Genomic DNA, 17,336 nt, shown 5'->3' on the forward strand with positions numbered 1-17,336 from the left:
AAAAGCATGAATGAGGATTTTTCTTCATTCATGCTTTTTTTTCTATTATTCTTGTTTTAATTTTCTGAATTCAATCAAGCTTGGCATGAAGCAGCTGCTTGATTAATAAATATGATAGAAAAGAGCCAAAGGGGGAAGCAAGATGGATTTTGAATTAACGAAAGAACAACAAATGATCCGCCAGATGGTCAAAGATTTCGCCAAAGCAGAAATTGCACCACTCGCTCAAACCATTGATGAACAGGCCGTATTCCCAGTCAAAACGTTTCAAAAAATGGGGGAGCTCGGCTTTATGGGCATCCCCTTTCCAGAGAAATACGGAGGCTCAGGAGGAGATACGATATCGTATGCACTCGCAGTAGAAGAAATCGGAAAACAGTGCGGTAGTACAGGTCTTAGTTATGCCGCAGCCGTTTCCCTAGGCGCAAGCCCGCTTTATTATTTCGGTACAGAGGAGCAAAAGATGGCTCATCTTGTCCCGCTGGCATCTGGAACAGCACTCGGTTCCTTCGGATTAACAGAACCAAACGCAGGATCAGATGCAAAAGGGACGAAAACAAAAGCAGTCAAAGACGGACAAGAGTATGTCATCAGCGGGGAGAAGTGCTGGATCACAAACGCCAATTTTGCCAGAACCATTATTGTCACCGCTGTCTCGGATCATGATGAAAACGGCCGTCCGATCATCTCCGCCTTCATTGTGGAGAAAGGGCAAAAAGGGCTGTCCATTACAAATCCATATGACAAAATGGGCGTGCGCGGATCAGATACAGCAGAAATCATTTTAGACGGTGTACGTGTACCAGCCCAGAATATTTTAGGAGACCCAGCGAAAGGATTTAAGCAATTTTTATATACATTAGACGGGGGACGCATTTCAATTGCTGCGTTATCAGTTGGCATCGCACAAGCTGCACTAGATGCTTCGCTCTCGCATGCAAAGGAAAGAAAGCAATTTGGGCAGACCCTTTCTTCCTTCCAAGCCATTCAGTTTAAGCTGGCAGATATGGCGATGCAAATAGAGCTCGCCAGACAAATGGTGTGGAAAGCCGCTTGGCTGAAAGATCACGGCAAGCCGTTTACAAAAGAAGCTGCCTATGCCAAGCTTTTCGCTTCTGAAATGGCGACAAAAGCAAGTCTTGATGCTGTCCAAATTCACGGAGGAACAGGCTACATGAAAGAATGTGGTGTAGAACGGCTTGTGAGAGATGCCAAGCTAATGGAAATTGGAGAAGGGACCTCTGAAATTCAGCGTCTAGTCATCGCAAGACAACTGTTAGCGTAATCCAATAATGAAAACGCTTACCATAAGTGGAGGAGGAAAGCCATGATGTCGATTCATCCACAAACGATCGGCTTCCTATTAAAGGAGAAAATGGAGCAGCACCCAGCACATGAAGCCATTGTGTATCCAGAACGTTCCTTACGTTTTTCATATGAAGCGTTTTATCGAGAAGTCAAAGAAACCGGGAAAGGTCTTATGGCATTAGGGGTTCAAAAAGGGGATCATATCGCCATCATGGCGCCCAATGTACCTGAATGGCTCATGCTGCAATTCGCCTGCGCGTCGATTGGAGCCGTTCTTGTCACCGTGAATACGAACTTTCAATCACAAGAACTCGCTTATTTACTCAAGCATTCTGATAGCAGCATGCTGTTTATCGTAGACGGATTTAAAGAGACATCCTATGTCAAAATGCTTGAAGAACTCATACCGGAGCTTCAAAACGCTCATCAAGGTGAGATCACATCCTCATCTTTTCCTTATTTAAAAAGTGTCGTCTATATTGGCGAGCACACGCCAAAGGGCATGCGCAGCTGGGACAGTATTCAGGCAGCTGCTAAAAGAACAGAGAATCATGAGTGGGAGAAACGAATGGATGAGCTTGCGCCTGATGATGTCATTAATATGCAATATACTTCAGGCACAACCGGCTACCCAAAAGGAGTCATGCTCAGCCATACAAACATTGTCTGCAATGCCAGCCAAATCGCAGATTGTATGAAGCTCACCCAAAAGGACCGAATGTGTATCCCTGTTCCTTTCTTCCATTGCTTTGGATCCGTTCTTGGCGTGCTTGCATGTCTCACAAAAGGAGGAACGATCATTCCAATTGAATCCTTCCATCCAGAGCGAGTCCTTCAAACAGTGGAAAAAGAGAAGTGCACCGTCCTTCACGGCGTCCCGACAATGTTCATTGCAGAACTCGACCATCCGAATTTTCACCAATACGATCTGTCCACATTACGAACGGGCATTATGGCAGGATCTCTTTGCCCATCCCATGTGATGAAAGCCGTCATTGAACAAATGGGACTGAAGGAGCTCACGATTGCCTATGGACAGACCGAAAGCTCTCCTGTCATTACCCAAACAAGAACGGATGATTCATTTGACAGACGAGTTCAAACGGTCGGCCGGGCGCTTCCTCACATCGAAGTGAAAATCACGATTCCAGGCACGCCGGAGGAAGTAGCAAGAGGAGAACAAGGCGAGCTGTGTACAAGAGGCTATCATGTGATGAAAGGCTACTATAAAAATGAAGAAGCCACAAATGAAGTGATTGATCAGGACGGCTGGCTTCATACGGGTGATTTAGCAGAGATGGATGAGGACGGCTATGTGAAAATCACAGGACGGCTGAAAGATATGATCATTAGAGGCGGGGAGAATGTTTACCCAAAAGAGATTGAGGACGTTCTTTATACTCATCCGGACATTCTTGATGCACAGGTCGTTGGTATACCCGATGAAACGTATGGAGAAGAAGCTGCCGCATTCATTCGGCTCAAACAAGGCAGGGCGGTGACGATTGAGACACTCACGAGCTATTGTCAGTCGCAAATGGCACGCTACAAAATTCCTAAATATTTTTTCATCACTGACGAGTATCCGATGACCGCATCAGGGAAGATTCAAAAATTTCGTCTGAAAAAGCAGGCGCTTGATCTAATAAAGGAGTGAAGGCAGCGATGTTTCAAAAAGTACTGATTGCAAATCGAGGCGAAATTGCCCGGCGAATTATTCGAACGTGTAAAAGGCTCGGGATCCAAACCGTCGCCGTTTATTCAGAAGCAGATCAGCATGCACTTCATGTGCAAGAAGCAGACAGCGCCTATCTGATTGGAGGCGCGAAAGTATCTGAAAGCTATTTAAACATGGAAGCAATCATTAAGGCAGCCAAGCAGACAAATACAGATGCTATCCACCCAGGATATGGCCTCTTATCAGAAAATGCGGCCTTTGCAGAACGCTGCCGCAGCGAAGGAATGGCCTTTATTGGACCAGCCGCACAAGTCATTCAGCGAATGGGGAATAAAATTGAAGCAAGAAAAACGATGGCTCAAGCAGGTATCCCCATTGTACCAGGTGTTTCAGCTCCGCTGCATGATGCAGAAGAAGGGATCAGTCAAGCGCAGTCACTCGGTTATCCGATCATGCTCAAGGCATCAAGCGGGGGCGGAGGAATTGGCATGCAGATCGTGCAAAATGACGATGAGCTGTACAGGGCTTTTGAAGGGAATCAAAAAAGAGCGCAAAGTTTTTTCAACGATGGGACGCTGTATATGGAAAAGGTCATTGAAGACGCTCGGCACATTGAAATCCAGGTCCTTTTTGATTCCTTCGGTCATGGAGTTCACTTATTTGAGCGCGACTGTTCACTCCAGCGAAGACATCAAAAAATCATTGAAGAAGCACCAGCCGCCTGTCTCGATGAATCGGTGAGACATCAGATGGGGGAGATGGCCGTCAAAGCAGCCAAAGCGATTGGGTATGAAAATGCAGGAACGATTGAATGTTTAGTCGATCAGCATCAACAATTTTATTTCCTAGAAATGAACACGAGATTACAAGTAGAGCATCCTGTCACAGAAGAAATTACAGGCATTGACCTTGTTGAGGAGCAGCTGAAAATTACTGCATGTGAGCCGCTTTCCTTCAATCAGGAGGATATTCATCAAATCGGGCATGCCATCGAGGTTAGAATTTATGCGGAAGATCCCGTCACCTTTTATCCATCACCAGGAACGATCACTCGGCTCTCCACACCTGAAGCTCCGTATATCCGTCATGAGTCAAGCGTGACAAATGGAAGCATCATTACGCCTTTTTACGATCCAATGATTGCGAAAATGATCGTTTACGGTGATACACGAAAACTTGCAATAGAACGATTAAAAGGGGCATTACAAGCATATGAAATAGAAGGGATCAAAACCAACTTACCGCTTTTAAGGGAAATGGCCGGATCTTCTGCTTTCTTACAAGGCAGCATCACAACCGATTTTCTCATGAAAAAAAGGGAGGGAAACCGTTCATGAAAACTGTCACAATTCAAATGGCCGGAAACTTGTGGAAGCTTCTTGTGAAACAAGGCGATGAAGTGCAAAAAGGACAGGAGGTTGCCATTTTAGAATCAATGAAAATGGAGATTCCGATCGTTGCTGAAGAATCCGGGATCATCAGCAAAGTGTATAAGGCAGAGGGGGAATTTGTCGATGAAGGAGAGGTTCTTTTAGAACTAACAGAATAGGAGGGAGCCAGATGGCATTACCAAAGAGTGTGCTTATCAGGGAGGTCGGCCCGCGGGACGGACTGCAAAATGAATCAGTCTGGCTGAACACTGGCGAGAAGCGAACGTGGATTGATCTGCTCGCAGCAGCCCAGCTCCCTTATATTGAAGTCACATCATTTGTTCATCCTAAATGGGTTCCAGCCTTAAAAGATGCCAAAGAACTCACCCAATCCTTTAACAAAAAAGACGACATCACCTATGCAGCACTCATTCCCAATGAAAAAGGCTTAGCTCATTTTTTTGAAGCCAATCTTGACACAGGCGCTATGTTTATCTCTTCGAGTGAAACACATAACAAGAAAAATATGAATCAATCCATCAACGAAACACTTCCTGTCATCAAACAAATGACAGCTGATTTAAAAGCAGCAGAAAAAAACACACGCGCGTATATTTCCACCGTGTTTGGCTGCCCGTATGAAAAACAAGTGCCAATGGATCAAGTCCTGCGGTTAACGGATATTTTGCTTTCTTATGGCATTGATGAAATATCTCTCGGTGACACCATCGGTGAAGCCCATCCGCTTCAAGTAGAAAGGCGCTTAGACATTTTACTAGAACGTTTTCCTGCTGATAAAATCGCTCTTCATTTTCATGATACGAAGGGGATGGCTCTTGCCAATATTTATACGGCATTAAAAGCTGGGATCACCATATTTGACTCCTCCAGCGGCGGGCTGGGCGGCTGCCCCTATGCACCTGGTTCCAGCGGAAATGTGGCGACAGAAGATGTGGTGCATATGCTTCAAAAACTAGGAATTGAGACAAATATTCACCTTCCTAGATTAATTAAAGCGGCAGAATGGATTGAAGCAAAAGTAGAACGAACCCTGCCTAGTCACTGTTTACGCGCTTTTCACTCTCAGACTACTTCATAAAGGATGAATAACATGACATCATTGGTCCATTTTTCGATACAGGATGAACAGATCGGCATCATGACCTTAAACAGGCCAGAACAAGCGAATTCCCTATCCTCTTCAATGCTGGAGGAGATCAATCAACTCATTCAAGAAATCAAACACGATGAAAGCATTCGCTGTCTGCTCATTACAGGAGCCGGTTCTAAAGTCTTTTGCGCTGGAGCAGATTTAAAAGAACGACGATTGATGACAGAAGCAGAAGCGAAAGGAGCTGTTCTTTCGATTCAGCAAACTTTTATCGAGATTGAATCCATTCCTGTACCTGTCATTGCAGTGATGAACGGACACGCACTTGGCGGAGGACTTGAGCTCGCGCTCGCTTGTGATCTCCGCATTGCACGAGCCGGAGCCAGACTCGGCCTGCCAGAAACAGGACTAGCTATCATACCAGGAGCCGGAGGGACGCAGCGGCTTCCGCGCCTCATTGGACTCGGTAAAGCAAAAGAACTTATTTTCACGGGCGCATCATTACAAGCAGAAGAAGCCATTCAAATCGGGCTGATTGAGCATATCTCTTTAGCAGATTCCCTCATGAACGATGCCATCTCTCTTGCAAAACAAATCATCAAAAATGGCCCGCTTGCCTTAAAAGAAGCGAAACAAGCGATTCAATCAAGCCTTGATCACGATTTGCATACAGGTCTAACGAAGGAATACGAAGCCTATCTACGGCTCATTGAGACAGAAGATCGAACGGAAGGTCTTCAAGCCTTCCAAGAAAAACGAACGCCTCAATACAGAGGCAAGTAGCAAGAAAGGGGAATGGGTATGATCGAAGAATATGAACTGAAAAAACAGCAGATTCTGAAAGGCGGGGCCGAACGGTACCATCAAAAAAACAAAGAAAAAGGAAAATTGTTCGTCCGTGACCGCCTCCAGTTGTTATTAGATGAAGATTCTTTCATTGAGGATGCCATGTTTGCCGAGTGTCAAGATGAACATTTACCAGCAGATGGTGTTGTCACAGGGACTGGGCGGATGAATGGGCAGACTGTTTGCGTCATGGCAAATGATTCTACCGTCAAAGCAGGATCATGGGGCGTCAAAACGGTAGAAAAAATCATTAGAATCCAGGAAACAGCCGAAAAGCTCAACTGCCCAATGCTGTATTTAGTCGACTCTGCCGGTGCTAGAATCACCGATCAAATCGCCATGTTTCCAGGCAGAAGGGGCGCAGGCCGCATTTTTTATAACCAGGTGAAGCTGTCTGGACGTATTCCGCAAATTTGTTTACTATTTGGTCCTTCTGCAGCCGGAGGTGCTTACATTCCTGCTTTTTGTGACATCGTCGTCATGGTTGAAGGGAATGCCTCAATGTACTTAGGCTCACCGCGAATGGCCGAAATGGTGATCGGAGAAAAAGTATCACTTGAAGAAATGGGCGGAGCAAAAATGCATTGCAGCATTTCTGGATGCGGCGATATTCTAGCAAAAACAGAGGAAGAAGCCATTCAAATCGCTCGCACTTATTTAACTTACATGCCTGCCAACTATACAGAAAAACCAAAACGGGCAGCCGCAATCGCACCTAAACCATCAGAGATCACCCTCCAAGACCTTATCCCTAAGGGGCAGAATACCCCTTTTGATATGTATCAGCTCATTGATTTACTCATTGATGAAGGATCATTTTTTGAAATCAAAAAACTGTTTGCCGCAGAGCTGATCACAGGCTTTGGCCGTATGAATGGTCAGCCTGTCGGTCTTATTGCCAACCAGCCGAGGGTAAAAGGCGGTGTTTTATTTCATGACTCTGCCGACAAAGCCGCCAAGTTTATTCAGCTATGTGACGCTTTTCATATTCCACTCCTTTTCCTTGCGGATATACCAGGGTTTATGATTGGAACAAAAGTGGAACAAGCAGGCATTATCAGGCACGGGGCGAAAATGATCTCCGCCATGTCAGAGGCAACCGTTCCGAAAATATCCGTCATTGTTCGTAAAGCATACGGTGCAGGTTTATATGCAATGGCAGGACCAGCCTTTGAACCGGACTGCTGTCTCGCTCTTCCATCTGCGCAAATTGCTGTTATGGGGCCAGAAGCCGCTGTAAATGCTGTCTATGCGAATAAAATTGCCGAACTGCCTGCAGAAGAGAGGGCGTCATTTATACAAGAGAAACGCAAAGAATACCAGGAAGATATGAATATATATGAGCTTGCCTCTGAAATGATTGTCGATGGTGTCATCCCGTTTGACCATTTGCGAGATGAGCTTTGTCGTAGATTACAAGCCTATACCTCTAAAGAAATGACATTTACAAGACGAAAACATCCGGTTTATCCGGTCTAAAGGGGGCGGCCTCATGATAAACCTAAAACCAGCGTGGATACCCGAAGAGCAGAAGATCAAACAAACACGTCTTTACAAATGGATGCGTTCACTTGGTTTTACTACTTACGATGCGTTCTATCAAGCTAGTATCGAGCGTACCGATTGGTTTTGGAGAGAAGCTGAAAAGGCGGTCAGCATTGTGTGGAAGGAGCCGTATGAAGCCGCATTAGGCCAAGATTCCTTCATGTGGCCCAATTGGTATAAAGGCGGCAGGCTCAACGTGGTCGAAACGGCTGTTGACAAATGGGCAGAGAATGAAGAAACCCAGCATCAACCAGCCGTGATTTGGAGAAATGAAGCAGGAGAAGAGAGAAGATGGACGTACCTCGAACTTCAGGAAAAGGTCAATCGTCTCGCTGCTGGTTTTTTGAAGAAGGGGATTCAAAAAGGGGATGTGGCAGTCATTTATATGCCGATGCTTCCGGAAACGGCTGCCGTCATGCTTGCCTTTGCAAAGATTGGTGTCATCTTTAGCCCAGTCTTTTCCGGCTATGGAAGCGAGCCTCTAGCCGTACGTATTCGTGCATCCGGTGCAACCATTGTCGTTACAGGCTCAAGCGTGACGCGCCGGGGAAAGACGATCAACATGCGTGAATGTGCGGCAGAAGCAATCGACAAAACCAAGACTGTCAAAACAGTCATTGTACACGCTTCCTCTCATACTGGATATAAAGAGGATATTAAGCTAAACGATTTGTTAAAAGAAGAACCACTGAGTGAAACGACTTACCTTTCAAATGAAGATCCTCTTATGATCTTATACACTTCTGGAACAACCGGTACACCCAAAGGGGCTGTCCATACACACGCAGGTTTTCCTGTAAAAGCAGCTTTTGATGCCGGTCTTTGTATGGACGTTTCAAAAGGAGACCGCTTGTTTTGGCTCACAGACATGGGGTGGATGATGGGGCCATTTCTCGTCTTTGGCGGCTTGATCAATGGAGCTGCAATTGTTTTATATGACGGCGCCCCCGATTATCCAGATGAACAGCATCTCTGGTCATTCATCCACGAGCAAAAAGTCACCCATTTTGGACTTTCCCCTACTTTTGTTCGATCTGCGATGCAGCAAAACCTTTCAGACATTGAGCTGCCGCATGTCAAAGCCATCATTTCTACAGGTGAACCGTGGAATGAAGCACCATGGCAGTGGCTCTTTGACACAATTGGTCAAAAGTACATTCCGATCTTAAATTACTCAGGGGGAACAGAGGTTTCTGGCGGAATTGTAGGAAGTACGCTGCTTCGCCCAATCAAACCGATCCTTTTTAATGCGGCAATCTTAGGAATGGCGGCAGATGTGTTTAATGAGGCAGGAGAGAGCGTTATGAATGAGGTAGGGGAACTTGTTGTGAAAAAGCCATGGGTCGGCATGACATGTGGATTTTGGAAAGATCCGGAGCGATATGAAGACACCTATTTCAAACGATTTGATGGGGTGTGGACGCACGGTGATTGGGTGATGCAATCAGAGGATGGCGCATTCCATATCACTGGCAGATCGGATGATGTCATTAATACAGCAGGAAAACGCGTCGGTCCAGCTGAAATTGAATCCATTCTTGTCGGGCACCCAGCCGTACACGAGGCCGCTGTGATTGGAGTAAAGGATGAGGTGAAGGGAGAGGCACTTGTTTGTTTCATTGTGACCAGTTCACCGTCTTTCGAAGAAGCAACACTGATTCGAGAGCTCAAAACACATGTTGGATCATATGCGGGGAAAGCGCTCACTCCAAAGGAAATTCATCTCATTTCAGCTTTACCGAAAACAAGAAACGGAAAAATCGTCCGGCGTTTATTAAAAGGAGCGTATGAACAGCAGCCTTCACCAGATCTATCTTCTTTAGACAATCCGAAGGTGTACAAAAGCATTTGCGAATACTTGAAAAGGAAACAAAGTCCATAAAAAAAGACAGGAGAGCGTCCTGTCTTTTTTATTGCACATGAAAATTCGTGCCATCTGTTGTTTCTTTTACAATACCTGCCCGAATCACAAAATCACCGAAATGTTCATGTTCTTTACGTTCTTTTGCATAGCGGGGGAGTAGAGAGCCAAGCTCGTTTAAAATGTCTTCTTCTCCTACATTTTCCCGGTACAGTTTACTTAATCTGCTGCCATCAAACGCAGCGCCAAGATACATGTTGTATTTGCCAGGTGATTTCCCGATAAAGCCAATTTCACCAAGCGCATGACGGGCGCATCCATTTGGACATCCAGTCATTCGAATCGTAATTTCTTTATCACTTAAGCCGTTTTCTTCGACAATCTCTTCAATTTTGTCAATCAAGCGCGGGAGGTAGCGTTCTGCTTCTGCCATCGCTAAACCGCATGTTGGAAGAGAAACACAGGCCATTGAACTGCGGCGCAGTGCAGAGTGCTGCTGGCCATCTGATAAACTGAACTTCTGAATGAGCTGCTCGATTTGTTTCTTTTTATGAGATGTGACATTTCCAATCATTAAATTTTGATTCGCTGTTAAGCGGAAGTCACCTGTATGAACTTTTGCGATTTCACGAATACCTGTCATCAGCTGATAATCATCGTAATCCGTGATCCGGCCGCCTTCTACAAACATCGTAAAATGCCATCTGCCATTGATGCCTTTTACCCAGCCATAGCGGTCACCGTTATGGTCAAAGTGATAATCTCTTGCGTCTAATAGAGCAAATCCAAGGCGGCGTTCCAGCTCTTCTTTTACATTCTCAAGACCGAGGCGGTCCACTGTATATTTAAAGCGGGCATTTTTTCTCACCGAACGGTTTCCATAGTCACGCTGAATGGTGATCACTTGTTTGGCAATCTCTACAACTTGTTCCGGTGTACAAAAGCCAATTACTTTTGCGAGCTGAGGATAGGTCGCTGTATCACCATGAGTCATGCCCATTCCGCCGCCAATCGCGACATTAAAGCCGACTAATTGATCATTTTCAATAATCGCAATGAAGCCTAAATCCTGCGAAAACACATCAATATCGTTAGCAGGAGGGACCGCCACACCAATCTTGAATTTTCTTGGCAAATAAAGCGGACCATACATCGGCTCAACCTCTGTATCAGGCGTTGCTGCTACCTTTTCCTCATCAAGCCAAATTTCATGGTACGCTCTTGTTTGCGGGAGCAGGTCATCACTTAATTTTTTGGCGAGCTCGTATACATCATGGTGTACTTCTGATTGATAGGGGTTTGATGTACACATGACATTACGGTTCACATCGCCGCAAGCAGCAATCGTATCAAGCATAGTGGAATGGATGTCTTGAATGGTTTTTTTCATGTTCCATTTTAAAATACCGTGAAGCTGAAAGGTTTCACGAGTTGTCAGCTTTAACGTACCGTTTCCGTATTTATGAGCAAGCTCATCCATCACAAGCCACTGCTTAGATGTGGCGATTCCGCCAGGCAGGCGGACGCGCAGCATAAATTGATAGGCAGGCTCAAGCTTTTGTTTTTGCCGTTCATTTCTCAGGTCACGATCATCCTGTAAATAACTGCCGTGATGCTTCATCAGGCGGTTGTCATCATCAGGAATACCCGCTGAAATCGGATCAAGCATCACTTCTTTTAACGTACCCCGTAAATAATCACTTTTTTCTTTGATTTCCTCTACGTCGCTCGGAGGTCCATCCGGCGCTGTTAATGCTGTCTTCACCATGTAAGTAAAAGCTCCTTTCTTTCAAGCATTCAATCAATATACGTCACGCTGATAGCGTTTTTGCTGCTGCAAGTTGGCTAGATAGCTTTCTGCTTTCTCTTTGCTCATCGCACCTTCTTCTTGAATGATCGATAGAAGGGTATCATGAACATCATGCGCCATATGTTTTTCATCTCCGCAGACATATACATAGGCACCTTGCTCCAGCCATTCGAATAATTCTTTACTTTGTCTCTTCATTCGGTGCTGGACATATACTTTTTCATCTGAATCTCTTGAAAAAGCCACATCCATTTTCGTTAACACACCATCTTTTAACCACTTTTGCCATTCGGTTTGATATAAGAAATCCGTCACAAAGTGCTGATCACCGAAGAATAACCATGACTTTCCGTCTGCACCGACTTCTTCGCGCTCCTGCATAAAGGAACGGAAAGGGGCGATGCCTGTGCCTGGTCCTACCATAATGATCGGTGCATCAGGGTTTTCAGGAAGCTTAAAGTTTTGATTGTGCTGGATATAAACAGGCAGCGTATCACCTGGCTCTAAGCGCTCTGCACATAAGATTGAGCAGACACCTTGACGTTCTCTTCCGTGAGCATCATATCTCACAGCACCTATTGTCAAATGAACTTCTTCTTCATTAGCTTTAAGGCTGCTTGCAATGGAATAAAGGCGGGCAGGAATTTTTCTTAAAATCGCAGTGAAGTCTGCCGCTGTTCCTTCAAAAGGACCAAAATCACGAGCAGCATCTACTAAATCTCTTCCTGCTATATACGTTTTCAACTTTTCTTCGTTTCCTTCTTCTAAAAGGGCCTGCAAGGCTTCGCTTTTTGTAAAGGACGCCATCTTTTGAAGAAGAGGTTTTGTTAATACGGTAATCTCAAAATGAGAGGTGAGTGCTTCTTTTAAAGGAAGAGTGTCACCGTTTTTATGAATAGTTACGGCTTCCTCTGCATCCCATCCGCATGCCTTGATCAGTTCATCAACAAGCGCAGGATCATTTGTTGGATAAATACCAAGGCTGTCACCTGGCTCATAAACAAGTCCTGATCCTTCAAGAGAAAGCTCCAAATGACGGGTTTCTTTGTTAGAGCCGCGGCCATTTAGATTGATATTTTCAAGCACTTCAGCATAAAAAGGATTTGTTCTTGAGTATTCAGATGTAGCTGTTTGAGTGTTTGTTCCCGCTGATTCTTGCGGGTTTGCTGCGGCTTCGCCTTCACTAAGTGATGATGCCACCCCTTGAAGCCATTCCGAAAACGGCTCATCATAATCAAGATCACAGTCCACTCGATCGAAAAGACGCGTTCCGCCAAGCTCTTTTAAGCGCTCATCAAATTCTTTACCTGTCTGACAGAAGAATTCGTAAGAGCTGTCACCAAGTGAAAGTACAGAAAAGCTTAAATGATCAAGCTTTGGTGCACGTCTGCCGTGAACATATTCATGGAAAGAAAGGGCATTATCAGGCGGATCTCCCTCGCCATGTGTGCTGACGATAATCAGTAAATTGTTTATTTTTTTCAGACTATTTGGTTTAAAGTCTGACATAGATGAGAGCGTCACTTGAAAACCTTTCTCTTCAAGATGCTGCGCTGTCTTTTTTGCTAATCCTTCAGAATTGCCTGTTTGCGAGCCATAAAGTACGGTCACATCTTTGCTGACAGGCTGCGCTGGTGCTGCGGCAGAAGGAGAAGGGGCTAGGGCAGTATTTTCTGATCCGGCTAAAGCTGCCTGTGCTGATAAATAACCGGTAAGCCAAATTTTTTGCTGATCTGTTAAAGTCGGAAGCAGCTGATTAAGCAGTTCTGCCTGCTCCTGACTAAACGGACTGTTCAATACATGAAGTTGCAACGATATCCACCTCACAAGGAATATAAACATAGATTAATTCGATAGGAATTATATATATAGGTTCAATTTGAACTTTACCGAAAGTTTGCCATTAAGTAAAATATATAATATTGATTGTCATGATTAAGATTTCTAATACCTTTGCAAGGTGAATGAACTTGAAGGTGAATCAGTTTAACCTGCATAAAGCACCTTAAGTGTTCTAAGAATGCTAGCATGAAGAAGCTAATGTGAAGAATTGAAAAGGGGTGTATGAAAGTTGATGCAGCTAGAATTTAAAAACATAAAATGTTTTCGGCTTGTCATCTTGATTTTTCTCATTTTATTAGTAGCGTGCCATTCTCCAAAGGGCAATATAAAGGATTCATACAATAAGAATAAAACAACATCACCTTTTTCAAAAAAAGGCATCCTGCTAAGAAAAGGGGAGACGAATTTACTTCTTATAAACAATAAAATGCCTCTAAATAGCGATGATTCATTGAATACTCATCTTCTTGTTGATAAGTATAAAGACGATCTCATCGTTATGGATTTAACGAAAGTAGATTCTAAAGAGCTGTCACAGGGTCAAACGATTGAGGTTTGGTTTGATGAGTTACAAGAATCGTTTCCTCCTAAAGCAACGATCGAAAAATATAAAATTATTATGGATAAATAGGGGAGCAGATTCTTCCTATCATGAAAAAGGAGAAAAACCTTAAGGTTTTTCTCCTTTTTCAAATTATGCTGTTGGAAGTCCCATCACAGCTTTCACTTCTAAATATTCCTCGATTCCGAAGTCTCCCCATTCTCTTCCGATACCAGATTGCTTAAAGCCGCCAAACGGAGCAAAGTAATCTGTTTCGGCATTGTTAATGGTAATTTGGCCAGCACGAATATGTTCAGCTACATATTTTAATGTTTTTTCATCTTTTCCAACCACATACCCAGCAAGGCCATACACTGTATCATTGGCAATCTCAAGGGCATGATCAAGGTCTTGATATGTGATCACACTCATGACGGGTCCGAATATTTCCTCTTGCGCAATGGTCATATCATTTTTCACATTTGTGAAAATAGTATGTTTAGCGAAATATCCTTTGTCTAGTCCGTCCGGCTTACCAGTTCCCCCAGCAAGCATGTTAGCACCTTCTTCAATTCCTTTTTCAATATAAGACTGCACGGTATCCCATTGCTTTTTGGACACAAGCGGGCCAGTGGCGTGATCTTCTCTCGGATCACCAACTGTAAACTTCGGCAGGGCATTCAGCAGCGCTTTTTCAAATGCGTCTTTCATTGATTCAGGAATCAGCACACGTGTAGCTGCGGAACACACTTGACCTGTATTCATCGCAATATGATGAACGGCTGTTTCGGCTGCCTCATCCACATCTGCATCATCTAAGACGATAAGAGGGGATTTCCCGCCAAGCTCAAGAGCCACTTTCTTAATATTGTCTGCAGCATTTTCCATTATTTTAGAGCCGACAGCACCTGATCCAGTAAATGAAACAAAGTCAATATCAGGATGTGAGCTAATGCCATCACCAATGACGTCACCAGTTCCGTTTACTAGGTTGAAGACTCCTTTTGGTACGCCTGCTTCATCAATGATGTCTGCAAGAATCATTGCGGCAAAAGGTGTAATTTCCGCAGGCTTTAAGACAACTGGTGAGCCTGCTGCAATGGCACCTGCGATTTTTAATGATGTTTGATTCGTTGGGAAATTCCAAGGTGTAATCAATCCGCTGACACCAATCGCTTCTTTTATAATGGTATGTCCGCCGCGGTCCTCAGTAAATGTATAAGATTTAAGTGCTTCCGCTGCTTTAGAAAAATGTTCATGTCCCATTTTGTAATGAACCTCTTCTGATACTTTCAGTGGTGCACCAAGCTCTTGTGTCATGACTTCAATTAGTTCATCCTTACGCTTTTCGTAGCCGCGCACAATGTTTTCCAGCATCTTTACGCGTTCATTTCGAGATGTTTTTGAGAAAGAAGGGAAGGCGGCACGAGCGGCTTTGACTGCTTTATCTAAATCTTCTTTTGTTCCTAAACTAATGGTGCCAATGACTTCCTCAGTAGCAGGATTGATGACTTCCGTCGTTTCGTTTCCTGTTGATGCGGTCCATTTTCCGTTAATAAAATGTTTCTCTTGATTTCTCATTCTGACATGTCTCCTTTTTATATGTGATTCAATTCAATATTCTGTTTTAGGTGATATAAAACTGTACCCACTGTGAAAAATCTAAAACGATGAAACTGTAAAAGAAAAAGTTTCTGATATAATACGCAAAGTGGGACATATGTCCTTTTCAACATTAGGGCATCTATCTTTTAATGGAACTAGACTGAAAAAGAAGGAGCATTTGAACGAATGAAAGGTGTTATTTTCGCTTTATTAGGAGGCGCTTGTATTACACTGCAAGGCGTAGCAAACGCAAGAATCAGCCAGGATATCGGGACATGGCAGGCGGCAACCATCACGCAGCTGACCGGCTTTATAATCGCACTTATCATTTTACTGATCGTACGTGACGGACACTTCAGGGAATATCGAAAGGTGCACCCGCTTTATTTAATAGGTGGCGCATTTGCAGCCATTATCATTTTCAATGAAGTGACTGCGATTCAAATGATCGGTGTGACACTGACCATCGCTGCTTTACTCATTGCACAGCTTGCATTTACCTTTGCAATCGATGCAAAAGGATGGTTTGGTGTACAGAAAAAGAAAATGAAATGGCCGCATTATGCAGGAATTCTATTGATGATCGCAGGCGTGATCATTTTAAAGCTATAAAGGAGGGCGTCAGATGGAGGAGCTTCATGATGAATCACTATTTTCCTCTTATCTCAAGGCACATCAATTAGAAAACGTCTTTCATCAGAGTCTCATATCGCACGTCAGCTTATGGCGCTATGAGCAAGGTGAGCTGATTTGTTCAAAGGGAGATCAGAGGGAGCACTTGTACTTGTTAGTAAAAGGAAAATTAAAGATTTTCACCACCACAAAAGAAGGGAAGACCTTTATTCTTTCTTTTAAACATCCTCTTGAAGCGATTGGAGATATTGAATACGTTCAGCAGACAGATATGGTCAATACAGTGGAGGCTGTCACAGAAGTACATATGCTAAGGATTTCTCATCAAGCGCTCATGCGCCATGCGAAGGATGACCCCCGCGTTTTAACCTTTTTACTAAAGGGCATTACAAACAAATTTTATACGAAATCAAACGATTTAAGCTTCCACCTTTTATATCCTGTAGAGGTCAGGCTCGCAAGCTACTTATTGTCCGTATTAACAGGCGATAATAACGCGAACGCACTTCGTCTCACAGATGCGGCGAGCTTAATTGGTACAAGCTACCGTCATATTAACAGGGTGATTCAGCAATTTTGTGAAAAAGGGCTGATAGAGAGGCAAAGAGGAGAGATTACGATTCTTGACCGGGAAGGACTCTTAGAAATAGCGGAGCGAAACATTTATGAATAGAAGAAATGAAGGGATACAGACATGATCATAGGAATAGGATTAGCCATCACGGCTGGCGCACTTGTCAGCTTACAAACCATTTTTAACAGTAAGGTCAATGAGCAGACAGGCTCTTGGTCAACGACCACTCTCGTTTTAGGTATGGGCTTTATTGCTTCACTTTTGATGGGTCTTTTGCTAGAAGGAACCGGCATGTTTCAATTAAGACATATGGAAGCGTGGTACTGGATGAGCGGAGCCATTGGAGTAGGGGTGGTCATCTGCCTCGTTCAAAGCATCAAACGTCTTGGTCCGACTTATGGAATCTCGATTGTCCTGATTTCACAGCTGGGCTGTGCGCTTTTGTTCGATTCTCTCGGCTGGCTTGGGTTAGAGAAAGTGGAATTTTCTCCCGCAAAACTATTAGGTGTCATTGTGATTGTTGCGGGGATCTTGGTATTTAAATTGACCAAATTGGAGTCAGCAGAAGAGGAGCAATCAGAAGAAAAAGGGCTGCCACAAGAGTAGCTGCCC

The 17,336-nt window shown here is 44.1% G+C and carries 15 protein-coding genes; 12 read left to right on the forward strand and 3 right to left on the reverse strand.

What is annotated here, in order from left to right; all coding sequences use genetic code 11:
- Positions 1 to 142: 142 nt before the first annotated feature.
- Genes NSS92_RS05125 through NSS92_RS05160 form a run of 8 tightly spaced genes read left to right on the forward strand, consistent with a single transcriptional unit; the run spans position 143 to position 9,740 of the window.
- Positions 143 to 1,285: an acyl-CoA dehydrogenase family protein gene (locus NSS92_RS05125; protein ID WP_340867060.1), complete on the forward strand. Its 1,143-nt coding sequence runs from the start codon at positions 143 to 145 to the stop codon at positions 1,283 to 1,285.
- A 42-nt stretch (positions 1,286 to 1,327) separates the two neighbouring features.
- Positions 1,328 to 2,965, forward strand: a complete 1,638-nt coding sequence (locus NSS92_RS05130; protein WP_340867062.1) for an AMP-binding protein — start codon at positions 1,328 to 1,330, stop codon at positions 2,963 to 2,965.
- 8 nt (positions 2,966 to 2,973) lie between these two features.
- On the forward strand, positions 2,974 to 4,323 hold the full coding sequence (locus tag NSS92_RS05135) for an acetyl-CoA carboxylase biotin carboxylase subunit (RefSeq protein ID WP_340867063.1): 1,350 nt from the start codon (positions 2,974 to 2,976) through the stop codon (positions 4,321 to 4,323).
- Entirely contained in the window at positions 4,320 to 4,535 is a 216-nt protein-coding gene (locus tag NSS92_RS05140; protein WP_267586446.1) for an acetyl-CoA carboxylase biotin carboxyl carrier protein subunit, read from the forward strand. The genes NSS92_RS05135 and NSS92_RS05140 overlap by 4 nt, the downstream gene beginning before the upstream one ends.
- Before the next feature lie 11 nt (positions 4,536 to 4,546).
- Positions 4,547 to 5,455, forward strand: a complete 909-nt coding sequence (locus NSS92_RS05145; protein WP_340867064.1) for a hydroxymethylglutaryl-CoA lyase — start codon at positions 4,547 to 4,549, stop codon at positions 5,453 to 5,455.
- A 12-nt stretch (positions 5,456 to 5,467) separates the two neighbouring features.
- The gene (locus tag NSS92_RS05150) at positions 5,468 to 6,250 is read left to right on the forward strand and encodes an enoyl-CoA hydratase (RefSeq protein ID WP_267586444.1); all 783 of its coding nucleotides are present in this window, start codon (positions 5,468 to 5,470) and stop codon (positions 6,248 to 6,250) included.
- A gap of 18 nt (positions 6,251 to 6,268) precedes the next feature.
- Complete coding sequence (locus NSS92_RS05155) at positions 6,269 to 7,792, forward strand: acyl-CoA carboxylase subunit beta (protein WP_267586443.1); 1,524 nt, start codon at positions 6,269 to 6,271, stop codon at positions 7,790 to 7,792.
- A gap of 13 nt (positions 7,793 to 7,805) precedes the next feature.
- Positions 7,806 to 9,740, forward strand: coding sequence for an AMP-binding protein (locus NSS92_RS05160; RefSeq protein ID WP_340867065.1), 1,935 nt, complete (start codon positions 7,806 to 7,808; stop codon positions 9,738 to 9,740).
- Positions 9,741 to 9,768: 28 nt separating this feature from the next.
- On the opposite strand, the gene cysI is transcribed toward NSS92_RS05160, so the two are convergent.
- Complete coding sequence (cysI, locus tag NSS92_RS05165; protein ID WP_340867066.1) at positions 9,769 to 11,487, reverse strand: assimilatory sulfite reductase (NADPH) hemoprotein subunit; 1,719 nt, start codon at positions 11,485 to 11,487, stop codon at positions 9,769 to 9,771.
- Between the two features lie 33 nt (positions 11,488 to 11,520).
- A complete protein-coding gene (locus tag NSS92_RS05170; RefSeq protein WP_267586440.1) occupies positions 11,521 to 13,341 on the reverse strand; it encodes an assimilatory sulfite reductase (NADPH) flavoprotein subunit in 1,821 nt (606 codons plus the stop codon).
- 262 nt (positions 13,342 to 13,603) lie between these two features.
- On the opposite strand from NSS92_RS05170, the gene NSS92_RS05175 reads away from it, so the two are divergent.
- On the forward strand, positions 13,604 to 14,002 hold the full coding sequence (locus NSS92_RS05175) for a DUF3221 domain-containing protein (RefSeq protein ID WP_340869925.1): 399 nt from the start codon (positions 13,604 to 13,606) through the stop codon (positions 14,000 to 14,002).
- Positions 14,003 to 14,065: 63 nt separating this feature from the next.
- On the opposite strand, the gene NSS92_RS05180 is transcribed toward NSS92_RS05175, so the two are convergent.
- The gene (locus NSS92_RS05180; RefSeq protein WP_340867067.1) at positions 14,066 to 15,493 is read right to left on the reverse strand and encodes an aldehyde dehydrogenase family protein; all 1,428 of its coding nucleotides are present in this window, start codon (positions 15,491 to 15,493) and stop codon (positions 14,066 to 14,068) included.
- A gap of 210 nt (positions 15,494 to 15,703) precedes the next feature.
- On the opposite strand from NSS92_RS05180, the gene NSS92_RS05185 reads away from it, so the two are divergent.
- From NSS92_RS05185 to NSS92_RS05195, 3 genes are read left to right on the forward strand one after another with little or no spacing between them, the layout of a single operon-like run.
- On the forward strand, positions 15,704 to 16,129 hold the full coding sequence (locus NSS92_RS05185; protein WP_267586438.1) for a DMT family transporter: 426 nt from the start codon (positions 15,704 to 15,706) through the stop codon (positions 16,127 to 16,129).
- A gap of 13 nt (positions 16,130 to 16,142) precedes the next feature.
- Positions 16,143 to 16,823: a Crp/Fnr family transcriptional regulator gene (locus NSS92_RS05190; RefSeq protein ID WP_267586437.1), complete on the forward strand. Its 681-nt coding sequence runs from the start codon at positions 16,143 to 16,145 to the stop codon at positions 16,821 to 16,823.
- Positions 16,824 to 16,844: 21 nt separating this feature from the next.
- On the forward strand, positions 16,845 to 17,330 hold the full coding sequence (locus NSS92_RS05195) for a DMT family transporter (RefSeq protein ID WP_267586436.1): 486 nt from the start codon (positions 16,845 to 16,847) through the stop codon (positions 17,328 to 17,330).
- Positions 17,331 to 17,336 lie beyond the last annotated feature (6 nt).

It is taken from the genome of Bacillus sp. FSL M8-0166, from assembly GCF_038008825.1.
GTDB lineage: Bacteria > Bacillota > Bacilli > Bacillales > Bacillaceae > Bacillus > Bacillus safensis.